Annotated in this window: 24 protein-coding genes; 13 read left to right on the forward strand and 11 right to left on the reverse strand. The window is 62.3% G+C overall.

The window, feature by feature from the left end; all coding sequences use genetic code 11:
• Positions 1–11: 11 nt before the first annotated feature.
• The 6 genes from nusB to nrdR all read right to left on the reverse strand — a co-directional run bounded on the left by nusB (position 12) and on the right by nrdR (position 4,481).
• Positions 12–512, reverse strand: a complete 501-nt coding sequence (gene nusB, locus GH769_RS21590) for a transcription antitermination factor NusB (protein ID WP_014720126.1) — start codon at positions 510–512, stop codon at positions 12–14.
• On the reverse strand, positions 509–985 hold the full coding sequence (gene ribE, locus GH769_RS21595; RefSeq protein ID WP_003194576.1) for a 6,7-dimethyl-8-ribityllumazine synthase: 477 nt from the start codon (positions 983–985) through the stop codon (positions 509–511). Before ribE ends, nusB begins: the two co-directional genes overlap by 4 nt.
• Before the next feature lie 88 nt (positions 986–1,073).
• A complete protein-coding gene (ribBA, locus tag GH769_RS21600; protein ID WP_003194579.1) occupies positions 1,074–2,165 on the reverse strand; it encodes a bifunctional 3,4-dihydroxy-2-butanone-4-phosphate synthase/GTP cyclohydrolase II in 1,092 nt (363 codons plus the stop codon).
• 15 nt (positions 2,166–2,180) lie between these two features.
• Positions 2,181–2,843: a riboflavin synthase gene (locus tag GH769_RS21605; protein ID WP_014720128.1), complete on the reverse strand. Its 663-nt coding sequence runs from the start codon at positions 2,841–2,843 to the stop codon at positions 2,181–2,183.
• 49 nt (positions 2,844–2,892) lie between these two features.
• Positions 2,893–4,020, reverse strand: coding sequence for a bifunctional diaminohydroxyphosphoribosylaminopyrimidine deaminase/5-amino-6-(5-phosphoribosylamino)uracil reductase RibD (ribD, locus tag GH769_RS21610; protein ID WP_019818853.1), 1,128 nt, complete (start codon positions 4,018–4,020; stop codon positions 2,893–2,895).
• The gene (gene nrdR / locus GH769_RS21615; RefSeq protein WP_019818855.1) at positions 4,017–4,481 is read right to left on the reverse strand and encodes a transcriptional regulator NrdR; all 465 of its coding nucleotides are present in this window, start codon (positions 4,479–4,481) and stop codon (positions 4,017–4,019) included. Before nrdR ends, ribD begins: the two co-directional genes overlap by 4 nt.
• 139 nt (positions 4,482–4,620) lie before the next feature.
• Here nrdR and GH769_RS21620 point away from each other — a divergent pair, with 139 nt between their 5' ends.
• The 3 genes from GH769_RS21620 to trxA all read left to right on the forward strand — a co-directional run bounded on the left by GH769_RS21620 (position 4,621) and on the right by trxA (position 6,727).
• Complete coding sequence (locus GH769_RS21620) at positions 4,621–5,076, forward strand: YbaY family lipoprotein (protein WP_003194586.1); 456 nt, start codon at positions 4,621–4,623, stop codon at positions 5,074–5,076.
• Positions 5,073–5,729, forward strand: coding sequence for a methyltransferase (locus GH769_RS21625; protein ID WP_014720130.1), 657 nt, complete (start codon positions 5,073–5,075; stop codon positions 5,727–5,729). Before GH769_RS21620 ends, GH769_RS21625 begins: the two co-directional genes overlap by 4 nt.
• A gap of 125 nt (positions 5,730–5,854) precedes the next feature.
• Positions 5,855–6,727: a thioredoxin gene (gene trxA / locus GH769_RS21630; RefSeq protein WP_019818859.1), complete on the forward strand. Its 873-nt coding sequence runs from the start codon at positions 5,855–5,857 to the stop codon at positions 6,725–6,727.
• On the opposite strand, the gene GH769_RS21635 is transcribed toward trxA, so the two are convergent.
• Positions 6,724–7,065, reverse strand: a complete 342-nt coding sequence (locus tag GH769_RS21635; RefSeq protein WP_003194591.1) for a hypothetical protein — start codon at positions 7,063–7,065, stop codon at positions 6,724–6,726. The genes trxA and GH769_RS21635 overlap by 4 nt on opposite strands.
• A gap of 129 nt (positions 7,066–7,194) precedes the next feature.
• Here GH769_RS21635 and GH769_RS21640 point away from each other — a divergent pair, with 129 nt between their 5' ends.
• From GH769_RS21640 to GH769_RS21660, 5 genes are all read left to right on the forward strand, one after another.
• A complete protein-coding gene (locus GH769_RS21640) occupies positions 7,195–7,794 on the forward strand; it encodes a DUF2796 domain-containing protein (protein ID WP_032904139.1) in 600 nt (199 codons plus the stop codon).
• Positions 7,795–7,942: 148 nt separating this feature from the next.
• Positions 7,943–8,653: an ABC transporter ATP-binding protein gene (locus GH769_RS21645; RefSeq protein ID WP_014720133.1), complete on the forward strand. Its 711-nt coding sequence runs from the start codon at positions 7,943–7,945 to the stop codon at positions 8,651–8,653.
• Position 8,654: 1 nt separating this feature from the next.
• Complete coding sequence (locus GH769_RS21650) at positions 8,655–9,920, forward strand: ABC transporter permease (RefSeq protein WP_020302440.1); 1,266 nt, start codon at positions 8,655–8,657, stop codon at positions 9,918–9,920.
• Between the two features lie 11 nt (positions 9,921–9,931).
• Complete coding sequence (locus GH769_RS21655; RefSeq protein ID WP_020302441.1) at positions 9,932–10,453, forward strand: DUF3299 domain-containing protein; 522 nt, start codon at positions 9,932–9,934, stop codon at positions 10,451–10,453.
• A 147-nt stretch (positions 10,454–10,600) separates the two neighbouring features.
• Positions 10,601–11,299: an OmpW family protein gene (locus GH769_RS21660; protein WP_014720136.1), complete on the forward strand. Its 699-nt coding sequence runs from the start codon at positions 10,601–10,603 to the stop codon at positions 11,297–11,299.
• Between the two features lie 164 nt (positions 11,300–11,463).
• Here the strand turns inward: GH769_RS21660 and GH769_RS21665 are convergent, their stop codons facing one another.
• On the reverse strand, positions 11,464–12,348 hold the full coding sequence (locus GH769_RS21665) for a sugar nucleotide-binding protein (RefSeq protein ID WP_072435451.1): 885 nt from the start codon (positions 12,346–12,348) through the stop codon (positions 11,464–11,466).
• 166 nt (positions 12,349–12,514) lie between these two features.
• Here GH769_RS21665 and GH769_RS21670 point away from each other — a divergent pair, with 166 nt between their 5' ends.
• Positions 12,515–16,762: a DEAD/DEAH box helicase gene (locus GH769_RS21670; protein ID WP_032904138.1), complete on the forward strand. Its 4,248-nt coding sequence runs from the start codon at positions 12,515–12,517 to the stop codon at positions 16,760–16,762.
• 11 nt (positions 16,763–16,773) lie between these two features.
• Here GH769_RS21670 and GH769_RS21675 read toward each other — a convergent pair whose 3' ends face one another.
• Complete coding sequence (locus GH769_RS21675; RefSeq protein WP_032904137.1) at positions 16,774–18,867, reverse strand: mechanosensitive ion channel family protein; 2,094 nt, start codon at positions 18,865–18,867, stop codon at positions 16,774–16,776.
• Positions 18,868–19,055: 188 nt separating this feature from the next.
• On the opposite strand from GH769_RS21675, the gene GH769_RS21680 reads away from it, so the two are divergent.
• From GH769_RS21680 to GH769_RS21695, 4 genes are read left to right on the forward strand one after another with little or no spacing between them, the layout of a single operon-like run.
• Entirely contained in the window at positions 19,056–19,982 is a 927-nt protein-coding gene (locus GH769_RS21680) for a DUF72 domain-containing protein (protein ID WP_032904136.1), read from the forward strand.
• On the forward strand, positions 19,979–20,755 hold the full coding sequence (locus tag GH769_RS21685) for an endonuclease/exonuclease/phosphatase family protein (protein WP_014720141.1): 777 nt from the start codon (positions 19,979–19,981) through the stop codon (positions 20,753–20,755). Before GH769_RS21680 ends, GH769_RS21685 begins: the two co-directional genes overlap by 4 nt.
• Positions 20,752–22,014 (forward strand): cardiolipin synthase ClsB, encoded by a 1,263-nt coding sequence (gene clsB / locus GH769_RS21690; RefSeq protein WP_032904135.1) that lies wholly within the window; start codon positions 20,752–20,754, stop codon positions 22,012–22,014. Before GH769_RS21685 ends, clsB begins: the two co-directional genes overlap by 4 nt.
• Positions 22,004–22,969, forward strand: a complete 966-nt coding sequence (locus GH769_RS21695; protein WP_014720143.1) for a lysylphosphatidylglycerol synthase domain-containing protein — start codon at positions 22,004–22,006, stop codon at positions 22,967–22,969. The genes clsB and GH769_RS21695 overlap by 11 nt, the downstream gene beginning before the upstream one ends.
• Positions 22,970–23,082: 113 nt before the next feature.
• Here the strand turns inward: GH769_RS21695 and GH769_RS21700 are convergent, their stop codons facing one another.
• Both GH769_RS21700 and GH769_RS21705 read right to left on the reverse strand, forming a co-directional pair.
• Complete coding sequence (locus tag GH769_RS21700) at positions 23,083–23,838, reverse strand: S9 family peptidase (RefSeq protein ID WP_019818878.1); 756 nt, start codon at positions 23,836–23,838, stop codon at positions 23,083–23,085.
• Positions 23,828–24,937 carry a DUF3182 family protein gene (locus tag GH769_RS21705; RefSeq protein ID WP_032904134.1) on the reverse strand — a complete coding sequence of 370 codons (1,110 nt, stop codon included), beginning with the start codon at positions 24,935–24,937 and terminating at the stop codon, positions 23,828–23,830. Before GH769_RS21705 ends, GH769_RS21700 begins: the two co-directional genes overlap by 11 nt.
• Between the last annotated feature and the right edge of the window lie 65 nt (positions 24,938–25,002).

Here is a 25,002-nt window from a genome sequence, read left to right on the forward strand (position 1 = left end):
TCAAGCGCAGATTAGCGCTTGTGTTCCTTCACTTCGGCTTCACGCAGGCGCGGGGCCAGCTTGTCGAGCACGCCGTTGACGAACTTGTGGCCGTCGGTCGAACCGTAGACTTTCGCCAGCTCGATGCCTTCGTTGATCACGACGCGGTACGGCACGTCAACGCGCTTGAGCAACTCCCAGGTAGACAGGCGCATCACGCACAGCTCAACCGGGTCGAGCTCTTCGATGGTCAGGTCCAGGCATGGCGCCAGGGCTGTGTCGATCTCGGTCAGGTTGGCGTGCACGCCGTGCAGGATGTCGTGGAAGTAGCTCTGGTCGGCGAAGGTGAAATCGTTATCGACGCGAAACTGTGCCTCGATTTCGTTCAGCGAAGCGCCCGCCAGGTGACGCTGGTACAGCGCCTGGGTCGCGAGTTGACGCGCCTTGCGGCGCTTCTCGCTCTTGGACGGTTTGCCGGCATCGGCAGGACGCGGGTCCTGAGGGTTGAACTGATCGCTTTCGTCGGAAATCACTTGGCCTCCAACTGCGACAGCAGGCTGACCATTTCCAGGGCGGACAAGGCAGCTTCAGCGCCTTTGTTACCGGCTTTGGTGCCGGAACGCTCGATGGCTTGCTCGATGGAATCAACGGTCAGTACGCCGAAAGCGACTGGCACGCCGAATTCCATGGACACCTGGGCCAGGCCCTTGGTGCATTCGCCGGCCACGTATTCGAAGTGCGGGGTGCCGCCACGAATGACCGCGCCCAGGGCGATGATCGCCGCGTATTCACCCTGCTGAGCAACTTTTTGCGCAACCAGTGGAATTTCGAAGGCGCCAGGCGCGCGGATAAGGGTGATATCGCTCTCGCTCACACCGTGGCGAACCAGGGCGTCAACCGCACCGCTTACCAGGCTCTCAACCACGAAGCTGTTGAAGCGGCCAACCACCAGGGCATAGCGGCCTTTGGGGGCGATGAAGGTACCTTCGATGGTCTTCAGGGTCATTCGACAAATCTCTTAAAGAGCCGGGACGCGAAAAGTGCGTCCCTCAGTGATGATTTAACCGCGAACAAGGGGCAAAAATCGCCGGCCTTTATTCGGAGGGCACGTATTCTACAACTTCCAGGTCGAATCCGGATATCGCATTAAATTTCATCGGTGCGCTCATCAGGCGCATTTTGCGCACACCCAGGTCGCGCAGGATCTGCGAACCGGCACCGACGATGCTGTAGGTGGTCGGTTTTTTCACCGGCACGGCGTCAGCGGTTTCGCGGATATGCGCCAGCAATACATCACCGTCCAGCGGGTGGCCGAGCAACAGCACCACACCGCTGCCAGCCTCGGAAACCGCAGCCATGGCGGCCCGCAGGCTCCAGCGACCGGGCTGCTTGACCATCAACAGGTCACGCAGTGGGTCCATGTTATGGACGCGTACCAGGGTCGGTTCTTCGGCGCAAATGTTGCCCAGGGTCAGGGCCATGTGCACGTCGCCTTCCACTGAATCACGGTAGGTCACCAAATTGAATTGGCCCAGTTCGCTGTCCAGGGGCTGCTCGGCAATCCGCTGAACGGTACGTTCGTGGATCATGCGGTAGTGAATCAGGTCGGCGATGGTGCCGATCTTGAGGTTGTGCTCGGCGGCAAAGGCTTCGAGTTCAGTACGACGGGCCATGGTGCCATCGTCGTTCATCACTTCGCAGATCACCCCGCTTGGCTCGAAACCGGCCATGCGCGCCAGGTCGCAGGCGGCTTCGGTGTGGCCGGCACGGGCCAGGGTACCGCCCGGTTGGGCCATCAGCGGGAAGATGTGGCCGGGGCTCACGATATCTTCGGCCTTGGCGTCTTTCGCGGCGGCGGCTTGCACGGTGCGGGCGCGGTCAGCGGCGGAAATGCCGGTGGTGACGCCCGTGGTGGCTTCAATGGATACGGTGAACTTGGTGCCGAAACCCGAGCCATTGCGCGGCGCCATCAACGGCAGCTTGAGCAATTCGCAGCGTTCGCGGCTCATGGGCATGCAGATCAGCCCACGGGCGTGCTTGGCCATGAAGTTGATGTGCTCGGGCTTGCACGCTTCGGCGGCCATGATGATATCGCCTTCGTTCTCGCGATCTTCGTCATCCATGAGGATGACCATCTTGCCTTGGCGGATGTCTTCAACCAGTTCTTCGATGCTATTGAGCGCCACGCGGCACCCCCTTGGTCAGGATTTCAGGTAGCCGTTAGCGGCCAGAAAACTTTCGGTGATGTTGCCTGATGCAGGCTCTGCGGCCTTTTCGCCCAGCAACAGGCGCTCCAGGTAACGGGCAAGCAAGTCCACTTCCAGGTTCACCCGGCGACCCGGCTGGTACGAGGCCATGATGGTTTCGCTGAGGGTGTGGGGAATGATGGTCAGTTCAAATTCGGCGCCATTCACGGCGTTCACGGTCAGGCTGGTGCCGTCGACGGTGATCGAGCCTTTGTGGGCGATGTACTTGGCCAGCTCTTTGGGCGCGCGGATGCGGAATTCCACCGCGCGGGCGTTTTCGCTGCGGGCTACCACTTCGCCGACACCGTCGACGTGGCCGCTGACCAGGTGACCGCCCAGGCGCGTGGTGGGCGTCAGGGCTTTTTCCAGGTTGACCGGGCTGCCGGCCGCAAGATCGTTCATCGCGGTGCAGTCCAGGGTTTCCCGGCTGACATCGGCAGCAAAGCCGTTGCCCGGCAGCTCGATGACGGTCAGGCACACGCCGCTGACGGCGATGCTGTCGCCCAGCTTGACGTCGCCGAGGTCCAGCTTGCCGGTTTCAACCAGCAGGCGGACATCCCCGCCTTTGGGGGTCATTGCACGGATGCTGCCGATGGATTCGATAATGCCGGTGAACATTTCGTTCTCCTGAAAACGAGGGGGCTGACGCTCAAGCGCAGGCCGGGAATTATACGCTCACTGCTGGGACGGGGATGGCAGTGACTCGCCAGTCGTCGCCCACAGCGCGCATTTCGGTGATCTTGAGTTGGGGAGCATCGGCCAACTTATCAAGCGGCCAGTCCAGCAACGGGCGGGCAGCGGAGCCGAGGAACTTGCCGGCGATGAATATCACGTATTCATCCACCAGGCCTTGTTGGGCAAACGCGCCGGCCAGGCTTGGGCCGGCTTCCACCAACACATCGTTGACGCCACGGGCAGCCAGGGCGACCAATGCCGAGCGCAGGTCAACCTGGCCCTCCACACCTGGAACCACAAGGCACTCAGGGCCGCGGGGGAACTGGTTTTCCGGAGTCACGCAGGTGATGACCAATGCCGGGCCGGCCTTGAAGAACGGTGCGTTGAGCGGCACCCGCAGGCGGCCATCGATCAGCACGCGCAACGGCGGGCGCGACATGGCCAGGGCGGTGGTTGCGTCGTCCAGGCCCAGTTCGGCGGCGCGTACGGTCAAGCGGGCACCGTCGGCCAGTACCGTGTCGGCACCGGTCAACACCACACTGGCCTCGGCACGCAAGCGTTGCACCGCAGCACGGGCGGCGGGGCCGGTGATCCATTGGCTTTCGCCGCTGGCCATCGCCGTGCGGCCGTCCAGGCTCATCGCCAGCTTGACCCGCACAAACGGCAGACCGTGCTCCATGCGCTTGAGGAAGCCGGGGTTAAGCGCCCGCGCTTCGGTTTCCAGCACACCGCTACGCACCTCGATACCGGCTTGGGCCAGGCGTTGCATGCCTCGGCCAGCCACTTCGGGGTTCGGGTCCTGCATGCCGGCCACCACCCGCGCGACGCCGGCGGTCACCAGCGCATCGGCACAGGGCGGCGTACGGCCATGATGGCTGCACGGTTCAAGGGTCACGTACACCGTCGCGCCACGGGCCTTGTCGCCAGCGGCGCGCAGGGCATTGGGCTCGGCATGGGGCTCGCCGGTGCGCTCATGCCAGCCTTCGCCGACAATCTGCCCGTCACGCACGATCACGCAGCCAACCCGCGGGTTGGGGTGGGTGGTGTACAGGCCCTTGCGCGCCAATTCGAGGGCACGGGCCATGTAGTGGGCGTCGAGCACAGCCTGTTCAGATGTCATTGTTTGGAGGGCTCACGGGCCAGGCGGTCGATCTCTTCGCGGAATTCATTGAGGTCCTGGAAGCGTCGATACACCGAAGCGAAACGGATATAGGCGACTTCGTCGAGCTTTTGCAGCTCGCCCATCACCAGCTCACCGACCACCAGGCTCTTGACCTCGCGCTCGCCGGTCGCCCGCAGCTTGTGCTTGATATGCACCAGCGCCGCTTCCAGGCGCTCGACACTCACCGGGCGCTTTTCCAGGGCGCGCTGCATACCGGCGCGCAGTTTTTCTTCGTCGAAAGGCTGGCGGCTGCCGTCGGACTTGATCAGACGCGGCAACACCAGTTCGGCGGTTTCGAAGGTGGTGAAACGTTCACCACAGGCCAGGCATTCGCGCCGGCGACGCACTTGGTCGCCCTCGGCGACCAGACGCGAGTCGATGACCTTGGTGTCGTTGGCACCGCAGAAGGGACAGTGCATGGTTGGCAGGCAACAAAAAATGGGAGGGCCATGGTAGCGCATCCCTGTGGCAAGACAAGCCATAGCCTTTACGGTATATAGGCAGGCTTATATGTTTCATATTTTTAAGCCACGGATTTTGTCCTTTCTGGAGCCGTACATGCAGTTACGACCACTCGTTCTACTCAGCCTGTTCAGTTTTCTGGTCGCCTGCAGCAGCGAAGCCCCCAAGCCGGCCGCGCCTCAACCAACACCGGCGCAAGAGAAAAAAGTCCCGGGCATTGAAGACCTCGGCCCCCTGCCCGCCTATCAGCGCGAAATCAGCGGCAGCCTGACCAACGTGCCCGCCGGTGCCGAAGTCGAGATGGCGCTCTTGGTGATCGACGACCGTTCGCGCCCGCAGCAACTGCTCGCCAGCAGCGTACTGAGCGGCAACGGCAAGCCCTTGGCCTTCCGCCTGCGCTTCAACCCTGAAGCCTTCCCGGCCGGTGCCCGCGTGGAATTGCGCGGCCGCGCCAGCCAGTCCGGCCAGCTGATCCTGCATCTGCCTGCCGTGCGCGTCACCCAGGCGATCACCCAGAGCACCGGCCCCCTGCAACTCGTCAAGGCGCCATGACGCCACCGCTGGGCCTGCAACACGCCTTGAGCGCGTTGATTGGCGATGCGCAATTGGTGCCCTGCCCCTTGCCGGGTACCGCGTTGTCGTTGTGGTTGCTGGACGCCGACAACATGGACCGTGCCTTCAGCCAGGAAGAAACCCGGCGTATCCTGCATGAGCCGCCCTACTGGAGTTTTTGCTGGGCCAGCGGCCTGGCGTTGGCGCGTTACCTGGCAGCGCATCCTGAGTGGGTCGCCGGCAAACGCGTGCTGGATTTCGGCGCAGGTTCGGGCGTAGCCGGGATCGCCGCCGTCAAGGCTGGCGCCCTGGAGGTGGTGGCCTGCGACCTGGACCCACTGGCCTTGGCCGCTTGCCGTGCGAATGCCGAACTCAACCAGGTGGCGCTGAGTTATTCGGCAGACTTTTTTGCCGAAGCCGACCGCTTCGACCTGATTCTGGTGGCCGACGTGCTCTATGACCGCGCCAACCTGCCGTTGCTGGATCAGTTCCTCACCCGTGGCCGCGAAGCGCTGGTGGCGGATTCGCGGGTACGGGATTTCCAGCATCCGGATTACCAGCGGCTGGAGATCCTCGAGGCCTTGACCCTGCCAGACCTGGCCGAGCCGTGGGAGTTTCGCAAGGTGAGCCTGTACCATTCGCGGCGTGCTTGAGGCCATCGCGGGCAAGCCGGCTCCCACAGGGGAATGCATTTCAAGGTGGGAGCTACCACGATGCTTTCAGCCAACCTCGCCAGCCCTTATAGTTGCCCCCATTCCCGCTTTATTCGAGACGCCCCATGAGTGAGCCCACGCCGTACATCTTCGACGTCACCACCGCCAACTTCGATCAGGCCGTTATCCAGAACTCCTTCGAAAAGCCCGTATTGGTCGATTTCTGGGCCGAGTGGTGCGCACCCTGCAAAGCACTGATGCCAATGCTGGCGAAGATTGCCGAGAGTTATCAGGGTGAGTTGCTGCTCGCCAAGATCGACTGCGAAGCCGAACAGGACATCGTGGCGCGTTTTGGCATTCAAAGCCTGCCGACGGTGGTGCTGTTCAAGGATGGCCAACCGGTGGACGGCTTTGCCGGCGCACAGCCGGAGTCGGCCGTGCGGGCGATGCTGGAGCCCCATGTGCAAATGCCACCGCCGGCTGCGGCGGACCCGTTGGAGCAGGCTCAGGCGCTGTTCAGCGAAGGGCGCATCAGCGAGGCCGAAGCGTTGCTGGTGCAATTGTTGGGCGAGGACAATACCAACGCCGCCGCCCTGATCCTCTATGCACGCTGCCTGGCCGAGCGCGGTGAGCTGGGTGAAGCCCAGGCCGTGCTCGACGCGGTCAAGAGCGACGACCATAAGGCCGCCCTGGCCGGGGCCAAGGCGCAAATCACCTTCCTGCGCCAGGCGGCGGATTTGCCGGACGCTGCCGAGCTGAAAAGCCGCCTGGCGCAAAACCCGCAGGATGACGAAGCGGCCTATCAGTTGGCGATCCAGCAACTGGCGCGCCAGCAATACGACGCGGCGCTGGAAGGTTTGCTCAAGTTGTTTATCCGCAATCGCAGCTACAGCGAAGGCCTGCCCCACAAGACCTTGCTGCAAGTGTTCGAATTGCTGGGCAATGATCACCCGCTGGTCACGGTGTACCGCCGCAAGTTGTTTGCCGCGTTGTATTAATCACCGATCCAACTGTACAGCGGCGTATCCCCGCCGCTGCTCACCTTCACCTTGGCGCTGTGGCGCAGGCGCACCAGCAGGCGCTTGCCCGCCCCGGCATCGCCAGCCAAGCCTTCGAGTTGATCGAGCAATTCCAGACCATTGAGTTGTCCGGCCTTGCGCAGCAAATCCTGGGCGTTCTGCCACAGGTCCTCGTTCTGTTTGACCGGAGCCGCAGTGGGCGCGCTGGGCGTTGGGGTGGCCTGCAGTTGGGCACCCAATCGCGCCCAATCGCCGTCGTCCAGCTCCAGGGTCAAGTCCACCGGCAGGTCGCCGATGGTTCCACGAATTCGCAACATCGTCCTTACTCCTGCATTTTTCTGACGGGCATGCTCCCATGCAGCTTGCGCAACACCAAGCGGGCGGTCAAACTCTCGGATCAATTGTTATAAGATCACATAACAAAACTTTCATCCTGGAGCCCTCTCATGCGCCGTTTGCTGCTTGCTTTGCCGTTTGCCCTGCTGCCACTGGCTGTCGCTCATGCCCATGAAGACCATGACCACGAGCACGGCAGCCTCGGCGCCCATGAACATGGCGTCGGGCGCCTGAATGCCGTACTGGACGGCCAGGCCCTGGAGCTGGAACTGGACAGCCCGGCCATGAACCTGGTGGGTTTCGAACATGTAGCGACCAGCGCCGCCGACAAAGCCAAGGTCGCCGCCGTGCGCAAGCAACTGGAAAATCCATCGGCACTGTTCAACCTGCCCAAGGCCGCAGGTTGCGTGGTCAGCAGCCAGGAACTCAACAGCCCGTTGTTCGGTGACAAACCAGAAGCCGGGCATGACGACGATGACCACGCCACCGACGGCAAAGGCGCCGCCGCCCACAAGCATGATCACGACCACAGTGAAATCCACGCCCATTACCAGTTCACCTGCGCCACGCCGACGGCCCTGGGCAACCTGGACTTGAGCCAAGTGTTCAAGACCTTCCCCGCCACCCAGAAAATTCAGGTACAACTGATCGGCCCGAGCGGTCAGCAAGGTGTTGACGCGACGGCCACCGCCGCCACCCTGAAGTTCTGACTTGAAAGCACAGTCCCTGTGGGAGCTGGCTTGCCTGCGATACAGGCGATGCGGTGCAGCAGGCACACCGTAGCGATGCCATCGCAGGCAAGCCAGCTCCCACAGTGGATCGGCGCCATTTTCGACTACCAGGCGACACTGACTTCCCATGACTCAAGCGTTAATCGAACTGTCCGACCTGGGCTTCAACTGGCCCGGGCACCCGCGGTTGCTGGACATCCCCGCGTTCCGCCTGGAACCCGGCGAAACCCTGTTCCTCAAGGGCCCGAGCGGCAGTGGCAAGACCACTTTGCTCGGGCTGTTGGGAGGCGTGCAGAAACCCAGCCAAGGCAGCATCCGCCTGCTCGGCCAGGAGTTGACCGAACTCTCGGCCGGCGCTCGTGACCGTTTCCGTGTGGACCACACCGGTTATATCTTCCAGCAGTTCAACTTGCTGCCGTTTCTGTCAGTACGCGAAAACGTCGAGCTGCCTTGCCACTTTTCCAAGCTGCGCGCGCAACGGGCCAAACAGCGCCACGGCAGTGTCGACCAGGCCGCCGCGGCCTTGCTAGCGCACCTGGGTTTGAAGGACCCGAGCCTGCTGGAACGCCGCGCCGATTCGCTGTCCATTGGCCAGCAACAACGGGTGGCCGCTGCCCGAGCGCTGATCGGCCAGCCAGAACTGGTGATTGCCGACGAACCCACCTCGGCCCTGGACTACGACGCCCGCGAAGCCTTCCTGCAGTTGCTGTTCGCAGAATGCCGCGAAGCGGGCGCCAGCCTGTTGTTTGTCAGCCATGACCAGAGCCTGGCGCCGCTGTTCGACCGCAACCTGTCGCTGGCCGAACTCAATCGCGCCGCCATGCCCGCAGAGGTTTGAGATGTATCTGTTCCGTCTAGCCATGGCCAGTCTGGCTAACCGCCGCTTCACCGCGATCCTCACTGCGTTTGCCATCGCGCTTTCCGTCTGCTTGCTGCTCGCGGTGGAGCGTGTGCGCGTCGAGGCGCGCAACAGTTTCGCCAGCACCATCAGCGGTACCGACCTGATCGTCGGTGCCCGCTCCGGCTCGGTCAACCTGCTGCTGTACTCGGTGTTCCGCATCGGCAACGCTACCAACAACATCCGTTGGGACAGCTACGAGCACTTCGCCGCCAGCCCTCAAGTGAAATGGGCGATTCCCATTTCCCTCGGCGACTCCCATCGCGGCTACCGGGTGATGGGCACCAACGAATCCTATTTCGAGCACTACCAGTACGGGCGAAAGCAAAACCTCGCGCTGGCCAACGGCCGCGCCTTCGCCACCGACCCATTCGAAGTGGTGCTCGGCGCCGAAGTGGCCGACGCACTGCATTACAAGCTCGGTGACAAGCTGGTGCTGGCCCACGGCGTGGCGGTGGTCAGCCTGGTCAAGCATGACGACAAACCGTTCACAGTGGTCGGCATTCTCAAGCGCACCGGCACGCCGGTGGACCGCACGCTGCATATCAGCCTCGGCGGCATGGAAGCGATTCATATCGACTGGCACAACGGCGTGCCGGCCCAGGGCAAAGGCCGCATCAGTGCCGACCAGGCCCGCAATATGGACCTGACGCCGCAAGCCATTACCGCGTTCATGCTCGGCCTGAACAACAAGATTTCCACCTTTGCCTTGCAAAGAGAGATCAATGAATTCCGTGGCGAGCCAATGCTGGCGATCCTGCCAGGCGTGGCGTTGCAAGAGCTGTGGAGCATGATGGGCACCGCCGAAAAAGCCTTGTTCGTGATTTCGCTGTTTGTGGTGCTGACCGGTTTGATCGGCATGCTCACGGCGATCCTCACCAGCCTTAACGAGCGTCGCCGCGAGATGGCGATCCTGCGGTCGGTGGGTGCGCGGCCTTGGCACATCGCAACGCTGCTGATCTTCGAAGCCTTCGCCCTGGCCTTGTCTGGCGTGTTGGCGGGCCTGGGGTTGCTGTACCTGTGCATAGCCGCATCACGGGGTTATTTGCAGGCCAACTACGGCCTGGACCTGCCGATGTCGTGGCCGAGCGAATATGAATGGACGTTGCTCGCCGGTATCCTGGCAGCCGCCCTGTTGATGGGCAGCGTGCCCGCGTGGCGCGCCTATCGACAATCTTTGGCCGATGGCCTGTCCATCCGTTTATGAGGAAGGCTTCGATGCGTCGTGCCCTGTTTGCCCTGTTGCTGCTGACGGCCGTTCCGGTGTGGGCGGATGAACAGCCCAAGGATTTGTCCTGGCAGGAGATGATCCCGCCGGATGCGCCGCCGGAAGTGCCCAATATGAAGCCGCTGCACGACCTGTCGAACATGGCCGATGCCTTGTCCGTCGAGGCCGCGCCCGCAGCCAAGCAGGACCTGCCCAACGCGCCGGTGGTGCAGAGCCTGGACGGCCAGCACATTCGCTTGCCGGGGTATATCGTGCCGCTGGAAGTCAGCGAAGAAGGCCGCACCACGGAGTTTCTGCTGGTGCCGTATTTCGGCGCCTGTATCCATGTGCCGCCACCGCCGTCGAACCAGATCGTGCATGTGAAAAGCGAGGTGGGGGTGAAGCTCGATGAGCTGTATCAGCCGTACTGGATCGAAGGCGCGATGCAGGTCAAGCCATCGTCCAGCGAATTGGCCGATGCCGGTTACCAGATGGATGCCCAGAAGATTTATATGTACGAGCTGGAGGAATAACCCCCACCAGCAACACACTGAAGCTCCCACAGGTTTTGATCAGTGCCGAAAGTGACTGATCACCCTTTCATTGAGCTGAGTCAAAAGACCGAACGGAACGATCTTTACCATTGGACGTACAACTTTTAAACGTCCTTTGGAGCTCCCATGAACAAGTCTCTGCTCGGCGCGTCCCTCTTCGCGCTCGCCCTCGTCGCCCCCGTCGCCCACGCTCACCAGGCGGGCGACATTCTGGTTCGCGCCGGTGCAATTACCGTGAACCCGAAGGCCGACAGCAGCAGCGTCAAGGTTGACCAGGGCCCATTGGCCGGTACCAACCTGGGCGGCAAGGCGACCATGAGCAGCGACACCCAATTGGGCTTGAACTTCGCCTACATGATCACCGACCACGTCGGCATCGAATTGCTTGCGGCCACGCCGTTCGAGCATGACGTGAAGATCAAGAACACCGCCCTCGGCGCCGCCAACGGCAAGCTCGGCACGCTGAAACACCTGCCGCCGACCTTGAGCGTCGTGTACTACCCGCTGGACCACAAGTCCGCGTTCCAGCCGTATGTGGGCGCCGGTATCAACTACACCTGGATCTACGACGAGCACGTGGGCAGCCGCGCCGAACAGGCCGGCTTCAGCAACTTCAAGGCCGAGAACTCCTGGGGTTGGGCTGCACAGATCGGCGCCGACTACATGATCAACGACAAGTGGATGATCAACGCCCAGGCGCGCTATATCGACATCAGCACCAAGGCGACTGTGGATAACAACGCGCTGGGCCAAGGCACTCGGGCCAAGGTCAATGTGGATGTAGACCCGATGGTTTACATGGTGGGTATCGGCTACAAGTTCTAAGTCCCGTTTACGCCACACCGCATAACCCAAGTGGGAGGGGGCTTATGTGGGAGCCGGGCTTGCCCGCGATGCAGACACCACGGTGTATCAGTGATACCCAGGTGATGCTATCGCAGGCAAGCCAGCTCCCACATAAGTCCCCTCCCACTTTTGGTTTTGGGGTGTCAGCTATGGCGGTAGAAGCGATCCAGTAACGCCGGCAACCCTGCCCGCCATGCCCTGGGCTTGATGCCGAAGGTATGCAGGATTTTCTTGCAGGCCAACACCGCGTGCTGCGGTTCTTCTGCCGCGTCCGGCCGCGCCGCGTGGGCCTGGGCGGTGGGGGACTCGATGGCCAACGGATGGAAGTTGCGCGCTTCAGTCAGAATCGCCTGCCCCAGCGCCAGCGGGGTAGTCGCCTCGTGGCCGGCGTAATGGTAAGTGCCCCACAGCGGCGCGGCGCAATCGAGTTGCTTGAGCACCGAGATGATCACCCGCGCCGCATCGTCCACCGGCGTCGGATTGCCGCGCCGGTCGTCCGCCATCAGTAACTCATCGGGTTTCTCGGCCCGGGCCAGGAAACGCCCGAGGGTGCCGTCGACGCTGTCATCGAGCAGCCAGCCAAACCGCAGCAGCACATGCTGCGGGCACGTAGCGCGCACGCTTTGTTCGATACGCCACAACGCCTGGCCGCGCAGGCCCAGGGGCACCGGCTCGTCTTTCTCGCTGTAGGCCGTGGCGCGGGAGCCATCGAACACACGATAGCTGGACGGTTGCAGCAGGGTGATGCTGTGGTGCTGGCACAGTTCGGCCAGGCGCTCGATGGCGAATTCCTGGCCGGCCAGGCGGGTTTCGCTTACGGCTTCGGCCTGGAACCAGTCGAAATAGTAGGCGAGGTTGATCAACGCATCGGGACGGGTGTCGTCGAGCAATTGGGTGAGGCTTGCGGCATCCCAGCCGTCTTGGGGCGGTTTGGGGGCGAGGAAACCGATGTCTTCCTCCGCACCGAGGCGAATCAGCGCCTGCCCGAGGGCATTCCCGCCGCCCAGTAACATAAGGCGCATTCGCATAGATTGAGCAGGCCCGGTCTGTTTGGAACGATGGTTATTAACGACAAGCATGTGCGCCTTGCCGTAGGTAGTTGCCAGAATCGTTGCATTTTGCGGGTTTGTAGCGCAACCGTCACGGATAAAGTGCGGGGTTGCAACTTGGCCCCGCCGGTTGCATATAGGGTGAATGAACCTTCCCGAATCAACGGACAAGGGTTTGCACGGCTTTCACCCCGCCGTCAGCACTTGGTTCCGTAGTACCTTTCCTTCGGTGACCAACGCCCAGGCCCAGGCGTGGCCGTTGATCCGCCAGCGCCGCTCGACGCTGATCGCCGCGCCCACCGGCTCCGGCAAGACGCTGACGGCCTTCCTGGCAGTGCTAGACGACCTGGTGCACCAAGGCCTGGCCAACGGCGGCGAACTGCCGGACCAAACCCTGGTGGTGTATGTGTCGCCGCTCAAGGCGCTATCCAACGATATCCAGATCAACCTGCAAAATCCGCTGGCCGGCATTACCGAACATCTAGAGAAGCGGGGGCTGCCGCCGCTGGTAATCCGCACCGCTGTGCGCACCGGCGACACCCCGCAAAAAGACCGCGCCCAGATGCGCAAACGCGCACCGCATATCCTGGTAACCACTCCTGAATCGCTCTACGTGCTGCTCGGCTCGGATTCCGGCCGGCACATGCTCGCCAGCACACGTACGGTGATCGTCGATGAGATCCACGCCATCGCCGCTGGCAAGCGCGGCAGCCACTTGGCCTTGAGCCTGGAGCGCCTGCAAGGGCTGTGTGCCGAGCCATTGACCCGTATCGGCTTGTCGGCCACGCAAAAACCCATCGAAGCCGTCGCACGCTTTTTAGTCGGCACCGAACGTGATTGCGCCATTGTGGATATCGGCCACGCCCGCCCCCGTGACCTGGCGATCGAAGTGCCGCCGGTGCCGCTCTCGGCGGTGATGGCCAACGACGTGTGGGAGTTGGTCTACGATCGCCTCGCGCAATTGGCCCGTGAACACCGCACCACCCTGGTATTCGTCAACACCCGGCGCCTGGCCGAACGCCTGGCCCGGCACTTGAGCGAGCGCCTGGGCAAGACCGCCGTGGCCGCTCACCACGGCAGTCTGGCCAAGGAGATGCGCCTGGACGCCGAACAGCGCCTCAAGGCCGGCGAACTGCAAGTGTTGATCGCCACGGCGTCCCTGGAGCTGGGGATTGATATCGGCGAAGTGGACCTGGTGTGCCAGATCGGCTCACCCGGTTCCATCAACGGCTTCCTGCAACGGGTCGGCCGTTCCGGGCACCAGGTCGGCGGCACGCCCAAGGGGCGCCTGTTTGCCACCACCCGCGACGACCTGATCGAGTGCGCCGCGCTGCTCGACTGCGTGCGCCGTGGCGAGCTGGATACCTTGCATATTCCGGTGGCACCGCTCGATGTACTGGCCCAGCAGATCATCGCCGAGGTCAGCGCCCAGGAATGGCCGGAACAGGCGCTGCTGGCGCTTATCCACCGCGCCGCGCCTTACGCCGAACTGGATGAACGCCACTACCAGGCCCTTTTGCAGATGCTCAGCGAGGGCTACAACGGCCGCCAGGGCATGCGCAGCGCCTACCTGCACCGCGACGCCGTGGCCCACACCCTGCGCGGCCGCCGTGGCGCCAGGCTCACGGCGGTAACCAGCGGCGGCACGATCCCCGACAATGCCGACTACAGCGTGTTGCTGGAGCCGCAAAGCCTGAATATCGGCAGCGTCAACGAAGACTTTGCGGTGGAAAGCATCGCCGGGGATATCTTCCAGCTCGGCAATACCTCCTATCGCATCCTACGGGTCGAAGCCGGCAAGGTGCGGGTCGAAGATGCCCAGGGCCAACCCCCGACCATTCCGTTCTGGTTGGGTGAAGCCCCCGGGCGCAGCAACGAGTTATCGGTGGCCGTGGCCCGCTTGCAGGGGCAATTGGACAGCTTGCTCGGCGCCACGCCCGGCGACCTGCAACCGGCCCTCGACTGGCTTACCGGCACCCTGGGCCTCAATGTCGCCAGCGCCGACCAATTGTTGGATTACCTCGCCCGGTCGCGCCAGGCCCTGAGCGCCTTGCCGTCCCAGGACACATTGATCATGGAACGGTTTTTCGATGCGTCCGGCGGCACCCAACTGATCATCCACACGCCGTTTGGCAGCCGCATCAACCGCGCCTGGGGCCTGGCCTTGCGCAAGCGCTTTTGCCGTACCTTCAATTTCGAGCTGCAAGCGGCGGCCAGTGAAAATGCCATCGTGCTGTCGTTGTCCACCAGCCACAGCTTCGCGCTGGATGAGGTGTGGCGTTACCTCAACAGCAACAGTGCCGAGCACATTTTGATCCAGGCCGTGCTGGATGCGCCACTGTTCGGTGTGCGCTGGCGCTGGAATGCCGGCGTGGCCCTGGCGCTGCCGCGTTATACCGGCGGGCGCAAGGTGGCGCCGCAGATCCAGCGTATGAAGAGCGAAGACCTGATCGCCAGCGTATTTCCCGACCAACTCGCCTGCCTGGAAAACCTCGCCGGCGAACGCGAAATCCCCCACCACCCGCTGGTGGAGCAAACCCTCGACGACTGCCTGCACGAGGCCATGGACAGCGACGCCTGGCTGGCGCTGCTGCGGCGCATGGAACGCGGCGACGTGCGGTTGATCAGCCGCGACCTGCCCGCGCCCTCGCCCATGGCCGCAGAAATCCTCAGCGCTAAACCCTATACCTTCCTCGACGACGCCCCCCTGGAAGAGCGCCGCACCCAGGCCGTGCTCAACCGCCGCTGGAGCGACCCGCAGAGCACTGACGACTTGGGCGCCCTGGATGCCGACGCCATCGCCGGTGTACGCGAAGAAGCCTGGCCGGCGCCCAATGGCCTGGATGAAATGCATGAAGCGTTGATGAGCCTGGCGTGCATCGCAGCGGGCGAAGTTACGCCGCAATGGGCCCAATGGTTGCAGGCACTGCGCAAGGCCGGGCGGGCCTATCAGTTGCCCAACGGAATGTGGGTCGCCGTAGAGCGCTTGAATTGTTTGCAGGCGCTGTATCCCAACGATCTGCCGTTGCTGCCGGGGTTCGATGAGCCCTGGTCCTTTGATGACGCGCTGGTGGAAGTGCTGCGTGCGCGCCTCAGTGGTTTCGGCCCACTGACCCTGGTCGAGATCGCAGCGCCCCTGGCATTACCGGTGGTGGCGCTTACCCAGGCCCTGGCACGCCTGGAACAAGAAGGCTACGTGCTGCGCGGTCACTTCAGCCCCGGCGTGGGTGAAGAACAATGGTGCGAACGTCATTTGCTGGCGCGCATTCATCGCTACACGGTCAAGCGCCTGCGCCGGGAAATCGAGCCGGTGGCATTGCAGGATTTCATGCGCTTTCTGTTCGATTGGCAACACCTCTCCGACAGCACCCGCGGCCAGGGCAGCGCCGTGTTGCCGCAAATCGTCGGCCAGTTCGAAGGCTATGCCGCCGCCACGTCAGCCTGGGACACAGACCTGCTCAGCGCCCGCATCAAGGATTACTCATCGACCTGGCTCGATGACCTGTGCCGCAGCGGCAAGCTGGTCTGGACGCGCCTGAGCAACAAGGCCGGCGCCACGGCGTTGCGCAGCACCCCGGTGGTTTTGCTCCCCCGTAGCCAGGTAGCGTTGTGGAGCGGGCTGACCGAGCCTACCGACAGCACCACCTTGTCGCCCAAGACGCAGAAGGTCCATCTGGCCCTGCGCGAACATGGCGCGCTGTTTTTCGATGAACTGGTACACGAGGCCCATTTGCTGCGCAGCGAGCTGGAGACAGCCTTGCAGGAATTGGTAGGCGCCGGCTTGGTGAATGCTGACAGCTTCGCCGGCCTGCGCGCCTTGACCACCCCCGCCAGCAAACGCCAGGCGCGCAGCAGTCGACGTGGGCGCGGGGCGTTTGTCGGCGGTATGGACGACGCCGGGCGTTGGGCCTTGGTTCGCCGCGCGGCGACCGCCGCCGGCGCGCATACGGCCGAGACCTTGGAGCATGTGGCGATGACCCTGCTGCGCCGCTATGGCGTGGTGTTCTGGCGGCTGCTGGAGCGCGAGGCGGATTGGTTACCGAATTGGCGCGAGTTGCTGCGCACTTTCCATCGGTTGGAGGCGCGAGGCGAGATCCGTGGCGGGCGGTTTGTCAGTGGGTTGGCGGGAGAGCAGTTTGCATTGCCGGAGGCGATACCGTTGCTGCGCGAGGTGCGGCGACGGCCCCATGACGGGAGTTTAATCGCGGTGTGTGGGGCGGATCCGTTGAATCTTGTCGGCACGCTGTTGCCGGGAGCCAAGGTGCCAGCGGTAAGCGGTAACCGGGTTGTGTACCGTGATGGGGTGCCGGCGGCGGTGATGGTAGGGGGCAAGCAGCAGGTTTTGTTGGAGGTGGATCAGCAGGCGGTGCAGGAGAAGTTGATCAGGCGCTGACCTTGAGGGCCTCATGATTGAGACCTGGGCTGCTCCGTCAACACCACCGCATCCTGCTCATGCTCCTGCGCCACACGCTTAGGCAACAACACCTGCTGTGGATAAGTTTGCGCAAAATGCACCTCATCACAGTTATCCACAAGCTTTTTCAAGCGCTGATTAAACGCCCGGCTGACTGCGTATTGGCCACCCGAAACCGTGCGGAACTGCGCGGTGAGCACCACGCCATTGAGGTCCATCTTGTCCACCCCGAACACCTCCAACGGCCCTTGCAGGTTGTACTTGAGGAACACATCGTCGCGGATCGACTGGCCGGCCTCGCGGATCAGCTCCACGGCCTTGTCTACGTCAGTGTCGTAGGTGAACTGCACCGAGAAGAACGCGTAGGCGAATTGACGCGACTGGTTGGTGACCGCCTTGATCTGCCCGAACGGCACCGAATGCACAAACCCCTTGCCGTCACGCAGGCGCAGGGTGCGGATGGTCAGGCCCTCCACGGTGCCGGCGTGACCAGAGTCGAGCACCACCCAATCGCCGATGGACAGGGTGTCTTCGATAATGATGAACAGGCCAGTAATCACGTCCTGCACCAATTGCTGGGAACCGAAACCGATCGCCAGTCCCACCACCCCGGCGCCCGCCAGCAAAGGCGCGACATTGATGCCCAGGTTGGCCATGGTGGTAATCGCGCAGATCACCACCAGGATGATCTTCACTGCATTGCGCAGCAGCGGCAGGATGGTTTTGACCCGGGTGCTGGGCTGGCGACTGGAGCGTTTATTCACCGGTGGTTTGAGGGCTTCCTGAATCGCGGTGTCGAGCACCACCCAGAACAGCCATGTCACCAACAGGATCAGGCCGATACTGCTGAGGGAATCACTGATGGCCCGGCCCACCGAGTTGCGCTGGGCGAATTCGAACAGCGAAACGCCCCAGATACGCCCGAGTATCTCGATAAACGCGATGGCCATGACGATACGCAAAATCGCGTGCAGCAAACTCAGGAAGCGTTCCTTGTAGGCGCTGCTGCGTTGGATCGATACCTGGCTGCGGGACTTGAACAGGTGTTGCAGCACGGTGCTGAGAAACACCGTGCCGATCAGTAACAAGGTGGTGAGCAGCGCGCAGCGCAGGGCCTCTTGGTTGTCGTCACCGGCACCGATCAGGTTGACCGCCGACACCAGCACCATCAACAGAATCGGCCAGTACCAGAGCCCGGAAAACACCCGCAGCGACTGTTGCAATGCTGGATGTTTGAGACGCTGGGCCAACGGCCGGTTGCGGATCAAATGGGCCACCGGCCGCCGCAGGCGTACCACCAGTACGCCAAAGATGACCGCGGCAAACAGGCCGGTAAACACGGCAATGCTGCTGGTGATATTGCCGCCCAACTGACGAGCGATTTGCGGGCTGGTCAGTGCATCGCTGAGGGCCGCGAGAAAGCCGATCAGGAATAGAGGCTTGGGGCAATAGTCACGAATGATCTGCACGGCAGGCCGCTTGTGGCCGACGTTGAACATGACAATGACGCACAGCAACAGCGAGGTGGAAAAGATGCCACTGCTGGTGGCGTAGGCAAAACACAGTGCCAGGGCTCGGCCGACAGACGTGGGTAAAAAGTGACTGACATAAAGGGTCAGCGGCAGGCAGATCAGCGCTGGAATCGTGTAGGGAACTACATAGCCCAGCAAGCCTTGCAGCCGTTGGCGCCGCGCGAGGAATGGGCGGCGGCTCGAGCGTTGCACAACCAGGCGCCCAAGTATCGTCAAGACCGCAAAGGCACCGACCCACACCCCAGACAACAGCAGGAAATCGCCCGCCACGCTCCACGGCGAGCGTGCGGCTGTCTGGTCTACCAGGCGCCCTACTTCGTCCGCGGCGCGATCAGCACGCAGGCGCCAGGCGTCGATGAGGTTCTGGTCGAGGTCGAGCTTGTTCTGCACGTCGTCGATGCTTGAACTGATGGCCCCGAGCAGCCCGCCTTCTACCAGCAGTTCCGGCTTGGCCGGCGTTTCGGCAGCGGGCGCCGTTGCCGCGGCTTGCAGGGCGCCATTGCCGCAGAGCAGCAGCGCGACGAGCAGTAATGCAGTCTTTGGATTCAGCAAAACAGCAAGCTCCTTCAGCAGGGTCTGTAAGGAACTGACGAGCTTGGGCCCTTATCGTTCCCTGCGTTTGCAATGCCCCTCCCACATTTCACCCCCTGTACCGCCTGTAGGAATGTGGAAACTTTCAGCCAAACAGCGCAGTCATCCCATAACGGAGGTCACCTCACCCACCATCCACGGGAGCACACATGGCGGCGATTCACATCGGCATTTCCGGCTGGCGCTACACGCCCTGGCGCGGGGACTTTTACCCCGAAGGGCTGACCCAGAAACGCGAGTTGCAGTTTGCGTCACGCGCCGTCAACAGCATCGAAATCAACGGCTCGTTCTATGCGTTGCAAACCCCCAAGCGCTACGCCGAGTGGTATGCCGATACGCCCGAAGGTTTCCTGTTCAGTGTCAAGGCGCCCCGTTTCATCACGCATATCCTGCGCCTGCGGGACGTGCACAAGCCGATGGCGAATTTCTTCGCTTCCGGGGTGCTCGAACTCAAAGAAAAACTCGGCCCCATCCTCTGGCAGTTTCCGCCCAGCTTCAAATTTGACGCCACGCTGTTCGAAACCTTCCTGGCCCAATTACCCACCGATACCCAACAGGCGGCCGCCCTCGCCCGCCAGCATGAGCCACGCCTGAACGGCAAGGCGAGCATGAAGGCCTATGCCAAGAAACCTTTGCGCCATGCCGTGGAGATTCGCAACAAGAGTTTTGCCGTACCGGAGTTCATCCAGATGCTGGATAAACACGGAGTGGCCCTGGTGGTCGCGGACACCGCAGGCAAGTGGCCGTACATGGAAGACGTGACCGCCAACTTCATGTACCTGCGCTTGCACGGCGATAAGCAGCTATATGCCAGCGGTTATAGCGCCGAAGCGCTCCAGCGCTGGGGTGACCGCATCGAACGCTGGGCCCAGGGCAAGCAGCCTGCCGATGCACACCTGGTCGACCCGCACCACACACCCCGCAGGCGTAAACAGCGCGATGTGTTCTGTTTTTTCGACAACGACATCAAAGTTCGCGCCCCCTTCGATGCACGCCAATTGCTGCAACGCTTCGGACTGGACGAACACCTGCTCACCGAGCCTGGCCGACTGCCGGAACCAGGAGTATTGCCATGACGCATCCAGAGCTGATCCCCACCCCGCCGACCACCGCCATCACCCGTTTCACGGTGCTGACGGTCAATATCCACAAGGGTTTCACCGCATTGAATCGCCGCTTCATCTTGCCCGAACTGCGTGAAGCGGTGCGCAGCGTGGGCGCCGACATGGTGTTCTTGCAGGAGATCCATGGCACTCACGAACGCCATCCCCAGCGCTACAGCGACTGGCCAAAAATGCCGCAGTATGAGTTCCTGGCCGACAGCATCTGGCCGCAGTTTGCCTATGGGCGCAATGCGGTGTACCCCCATGGCGACCATGGCAATGCACTGCTGTCGAAATTCCAGATCATCCGCTACGACAACCTCGACATTTCGCAAAGCGGCCATGAAAACCGCGGCCTGCTGCATTGCGTGTTGCGCCTGCCGGGCAGCGGCCAGCAGGTGCACGCGATCTGCATCCACCTGGGCTTGCGCGAGGTGCATCGCCAACAACAATTGCGGTTGCTGGAACAACGTATCAGCGAGATTCCGGCCGATGCGCCGTTGGTGGTCGCTGGCGATTTCAACGACTGGCGGCAAAAAGCCGACCTGAGCGAAAGCGGTTTGCAGGAAGTGTTCATGCACACCCTTGGCAAACCGGCGCGCACCTTCCCGGCACGCCTGCCGTTGCTGCCGCTGGACCGCATTTATGTGCGTAACTTGACGGTGCACAACCCGCGCGTACTCACCACTCGCCCTTGGTCCCATCTCTCAGACCATGTGCCGCTGTCGGTGGAGGTTGAGCTATGAACGTCGCGGTAGACCATATCGCCACAGACCAACCGCCAGATGACAGCAAAGCGCGGGATCTGGATTACGGCTGGCAGAGCGGCAACCAGGTGGCGTTGCTGGAGAACGGCGAGGCGTACTTTCCCGCTGTGTTCGAGGCTTTGCGGGCGGCAGAGCGCGAGATCCTGCTGGAGACCTTCATCCTCTTTGAAGACAAGGTCGGCTTTGAGCTGCACAGCATCCTCATCGAGGCGGCCAAGCGTGGGGTAAAGGTGGTGGTCAGCCTCGACGGTTTTGGTTGCGGCGAGCTGAGCCCGGGCTTCCTGCGGGAGTTGGCCGAAGCCGGGGTGATGGTGCAGATGTTCGACCCGGCGCCCAAGACCTTCGGCATACGCACTAACTGGTTTCGCCGCCTGCACCGCAAGATTGTCGTGGTGGATGCCCGCGTGGCGTTTATCGGCGGGATCAATTTTTCTGCTGACCACTTGGCGGATTTCGGCCCCGAAGCCAAGCAGGATTACTCAGTACAGGTGATCGGCCCGGCTGTGGCCGACCTGCACCATTTCGCCCTCGCCCAAAGTGGCCGCCAAGTGCGCAGCCGTCGCGGTTGGCGACGGCGCCAGCAACGGCCTTCGCCCTGGACGAGCGAGCCAGGCGACGGCCTGGTGCGCCTGATTTATCGCGATAACATTCAGCATCGTGACGATATCGAAGACGCGTATATCCACGCCTTGAGCCAGGCTCGGCGGCGCGTGGTGATCGCCAACGCGTATTTCTTCCCCGGCTATCGCCTGCTTCGCGAGATCCGCAACGCGGCGCGCCGTGGCGTGCAGGTGCAGTTGATCATGCAGGGCCAGCCCGACGTGCTGTTGGCGAAACTGGCCGCGCGCATGCTCTATGACTACTTGCTCAAGGATGGCGTGGTGATTCACGAATACTGCCAACGCCCGCTGCACGGCAAGGTGGCGCTGGTGGATGACGAATGGAGCACCGTCGGCTCCAGCAACCTGGACCCACTGAGCCTGGCATTAAACCTGGAAGCCAATGTGCTGATTCGCGACCGGGCTTTCAATCAGCAGCTCTACGAACGCCTGGAAGCCCTCGCCCGAAATCATTGCCAGACCATGCCGGAAAAGCGCAAGCCGCGCCTGTGGCTCTGGCGCTTGACCGTGGGTTTCCTGGTGTTTCATGTGATGCGCCATTTCCCGGTACTGGCCAGTTGGTTACCGGCCCACAAACCGCGCTTGAAACCTTTTGAGGCCACGCCCCATGACGTCTGAAGCCCGCCCCCAAGCGCAAGCCTCTGGGTTCAAGCGCTGGAAGAAACCGCTGACGATCGCGTTCTTCGTGCTGCTGATCGTGTTGTTTACCCTGCTGGCCCGGCGCATCGACTGGAGCGAAGTGTTCCAGACCCTGAGCGAGTTCAAGCTGCGCACATTGTTCATCGCCGGCGCGCTGACGCTGTGCAGTTTTATCGTCTATGCCTGCTTCGACTTGATCGGCCGCACCTACATTCGCCAGCCGTTGCGTTGGAAGCAGATATTGCCGGTGGGTTTCATCAGCTACGCGTTCAACCTCAACCTCAGTGCCTGGGTCGGCGGCATCGCCATGCGGTATCGGCTGTATTCACGCCTGGGCGTGAGCACCAGCAATATCGCCAAGATCCTCGGCCTGAGCCTAGCCACCAATTGGTTCGGCTATATGGCGTTGGCCGGGGTGGTGTTCAGCAGCGGGTTGGTGACCCTGCCGCCGGGCTGGAAGCTCAGCAGCGGCGCCTTGCAAGGGGTCGGGGGGTTATTGGTGCTCGCGAGCCTGGGCTACCTGGCGGCGTGCCGGTTTTCGAAAAAGCGCGCGTGGTCGATCCGCGGTATCGAGATCAACTTGCCGTCGCTGCGCATGGCCTGTTTGCAACTGGCCCTGGGTGCGTTGAACTGGTCGTTGATGGCGGCGGTGATATTTGCCTTGTTGCCCGCCAAACTGGATTACCCACTGGTGCTGGGGGTGCTGTTGATCAGCGCAATTGCCGGGGTGGTCACCCATATTCCCGCCGGCTTGGGGGTTTTGGAGGCGGTGTTCATTGCGCTGTTGCAGCACGAGGCGTCGCGGGGGAGTTTGCTGGCCGGGCTGATCGCGTACCGGGCGATTTATTTTATCTGCCCGTTGTTGATTGCACTGGTGATGTATTTGGGGGTGGAGGCCAAGGCCAAGGCGTTGCGGGTTAAGAAAACTGCCTGATGAGACGGTGGTGACGGTGGAATCGCTTTCGCGGGCAAGCCCGGCTCCCACAGGGGAATGCATTCCCAGGTGGGAGCCGGGCTTGTCCGCGAAAGCGATCATAAGGGCAACGACTATCGAGCCTGAATGATGCTCAACCGCTCCCCTACCACCATCTCGGTAATCCAGTCCACCAAGATCGAGGTGTAGGCCTGTTGCGACACCGGGTCGCTCAAGGAATGGTCGGCGCCGTCGATGATGCGGTGGGTCAGGGAGTGGGTTTGCTGGCACGCCGCGCGGTAACTCATGATGGTGGCGTGGGGCACATGGTCGTCGGTTTCCGATTCGACAATCAGCACATCGCCGGTAAATTGCGCGCAGGCATGCAGGGCACGGTTGGTTTCGGCGTGCACGAGGGTGCCGCGGTAATCCATCAGGTCGGCTTTATCCAAGTCGCGCTTGGGCTTGAGCCATTCCTGATCGCGGTACAGCGCCGGCACTCGCAGCGCCAGCCAACGTACCGGGCGCAATGAGGTGAGGATCGCCGCGAGGTACCCGCCATAACTGGTGCCCACCACTGCCACAGCCGAGGTGTCGATAGCCGGGTGGGACAGCAGGCGATCGTAGGCGGCCAACAGGTCGCGCAGGTTGTCTTCGCGGGTGACGCGCGACAAAGGGATGCCGGTGCCAGCATGGCCACGCAGATCGAAGGTCAGGCATACACATCCAAGGCCTGCGATACCTTTGGCCCGCTCCAGGTCGCGCTCCTGGCTGCCGCCCCAGCCGTGCACGAACAACACGCCGGGCACTTTGGACTTGGGACTGAGGAATGTCCCGCTCATCTGTTCGTCGTCTATATCGATGGTGATGCTCTCGCTTCTAGCCGTCATAAGTCTTGACCGTCACATACTTGAGTAGAAAGTCGCTGTTTTCGGCCGGGCCTCGGTATACCTCGATGGCATCCGCCGGCAGCGCCTGGTCTACATAGGTTTCTATCGAGGACACACGGATGGCTTTAAGGCCCGGATGGTTGATAAAACTCTGCAACGCCGCGACTTCCGCGCTGCTGGCCCCGCCCATGCGCCAGGATTGTTCGAGCACACCACTGCGGCGCTGGCCTGTGCTGTCCAGGCCTTGGGCGATGTCGTAGTTGCGGCGCGAGGCGAAGAAGCTTGGGTAGGCTTCGTCCGCAGCACGGTCGAAAACCAGCGCCTGTTCGATGGCCTCACGCACGTCTTCACGCAGATCCAGTTTGAGCAGGGCAGCATAATCACCGGGGACGACCAGCAGATCGGAACCGCCGTAGACCTCTTCCCCCTGCCCGTCTTGGGTCAGGTGCTGTTCGCCGCAGTAGCTAATGAGGTGATCGCCAATAAAACTCTGGCCCACACTGTGGGTGACCACCGCGTGCAGGTCTTGTTCCAGCACCACGCCTTCATTGAACATTCGGGCCGCTTCCGGGCGCGCCACTATGGCGTCGAACTCATCCAGGCTGTGGATAACTTCCTGCCCGCGCCCTGCACAGGCGTTCACGGGTTTCAGACGAATCGGGCCGCTGTAGAGCAAGCGGGTCGCGGCAGGCCGCGCGTCCTCAAGGGCGAACACACTCACGCCGTCCAACACCACGTCACGCACACGCTCGCAGAATGACGGCGACCAGCCTTCGGGCGCCTTGGCGTCGGGACTCAACAGGCCATGCGTGATGGCCTTGGTGCAGATAAAAGCGTGATCGACATAGCCGCCCCACAGATCGCCAGGCCCCTTGATATTGAGCTGGCGCGCTTGGGCTGGCCCGACCAGGGTTTGCGTGGGCAGCAGATACAATTCCCGACCCGCATGCAGGGCCGGGTCGTAACTGCCACCGAACTTGAGCCCCAGGATCTGCGCCAGCCAGCGTGCGAGGGCGCGGTTGGTTTCGATTTCATGCAGGGGCGCCCCCTCTCGCATGGAGTGGGCGACCACCAACTTCTTGCGACTTATGGGGGTCATGCGGTCCCCTTTTCCATCAACCTTTGTGTAGCAATGAGGTTGCATGGATCAGGCCAACGCTGTGA

Source organism: Pseudomonas sp. CFSAN084952 (assembly GCF_009648855.1).
GTDB classification, from domain to species: domain Bacteria; phylum Pseudomonadota; class Gammaproteobacteria; order Pseudomonadales; family Pseudomonadaceae; genus Aquipseudomonas; species Aquipseudomonas paracarnis.

Bases quoted from the DNA above. Each gene is read 5' to 3' on its own strand.
- GH769_RS21605 (WP_014720128.1), bottom strand. From the start codon at position 2,843: ATGTTCACCGGCATTATCGAATCCATCGGCAGCATCCGTGCAATGACC.
- GH769_RS21620 (WP_003194586.1), top strand. From the start codon at position 4,621: ATGCAGTTACGACCACTCGTTCTACTCAGCCTGTTCAGTTTTCTGGTC.
- GH769_RS21705 (WP_032904134.1), bottom strand. From the start codon at position 24,937: ATGACCCCCATAAGTCGCAAGAAGTTGGTGGTCGCCCACTCCATGCGA.
- ribE (WP_003194576.1), bottom strand. From the start codon at position 985: ATGACCCTGAAGACCATCGAAGGTACCTTCATCGCCCCCAAAGGCCGC.
- GH769_RS21685 (WP_014720141.1), top strand. From the start codon at position 19,979: ATGACGCATCCAGAGCTGATCCCCACCCCGCCGACCACCGCCATCACC.
- GH769_RS21680 (WP_032904136.1), top strand. From the start codon at position 19,056: ATGGCGGCGATTCACATCGGCATTTCCGGCTGGCGCTACACGCCCTGG.
- GH769_RS21640 (WP_032904139.1), top strand. From the start codon at position 7,195: ATGCGCCGTTTGCTGCTTGCTTTGCCGTTTGCCCTGCTGCCACTGGCT.
- trxA (WP_019818859.1), top strand. From the start codon at position 5,855: ATGAGTGAGCCCACGCCGTACATCTTCGACGTCACCACCGCCAACTTC.
- GH769_RS21635 (WP_003194591.1), bottom strand. From the start codon at position 7,065: ATGTTGCGAATTCGTGGAACCATCGGCGACCTGCCGGTGGACTTGACC.
- GH769_RS21655 (WP_020302441.1), top strand. From the start codon at position 9,932: ATGCGTCGTGCCCTGTTTGCCCTGTTGCTGCTGACGGCCGTTCCGGTG.
- ribD (WP_019818853.1), bottom strand. From the start codon at position 4,020: ATGACATCTGAACAGGCTGTGCTCGACGCCCACTACATGGCCCGTGCC.
- GH769_RS21700 (WP_019818878.1), bottom strand. From the start codon at position 23,838: ATGACGGCTAGAAGCGAGAGCATCACCATCGATATAGACGACGAACAG.
- GH769_RS21670 (WP_032904138.1), top strand. From the start codon at position 12,515: ATGAACCTTCCCGAATCAACGGACAAGGGTTTGCACGGCTTTCACCCC.
- GH769_RS21650 (WP_020302440.1), top strand. From the start codon at position 8,655: ATGTATCTGTTCCGTCTAGCCATGGCCAGTCTGGCTAACCGCCGCTTC.
- GH769_RS21660 (WP_014720136.1), top strand. From the start codon at position 10,601: ATGAACAAGTCTCTGCTCGGCGCGTCCCTCTTCGCGCTCGCCCTCGTC.
- GH769_RS21665 (WP_072435451.1), bottom strand. From the start codon at position 12,348: ATGCGAATGCGCCTTATGTTACTGGGCGGCGGGAATGCCCTCGGGCAG.
- GH769_RS21625 (WP_014720130.1), top strand. From the start codon at position 5,073: ATGACGCCACCGCTGGGCCTGCAACACGCCTTGAGCGCGTTGATTGGC.
- GH769_RS21695 (WP_014720143.1), top strand. From the start codon at position 22,004: ATGACGTCTGAAGCCCGCCCCCAAGCGCAAGCCTCTGGGTTCAAGCGC.
- clsB (WP_032904135.1), top strand. From the start codon at position 20,752: ATGAACGTCGCGGTAGACCATATCGCCACAGACCAACCGCCAGATGAC.
- GH769_RS21645 (WP_014720133.1), top strand. From the start codon at position 7,943: ATGACTCAAGCGTTAATCGAACTGTCCGACCTGGGCTTCAACTGGCCC.
- nrdR (WP_019818855.1), bottom strand. From the start codon at position 4,481: ATGCACTGTCCCTTCTGCGGTGCCAACGACACCAAGGTCATCGACTCG.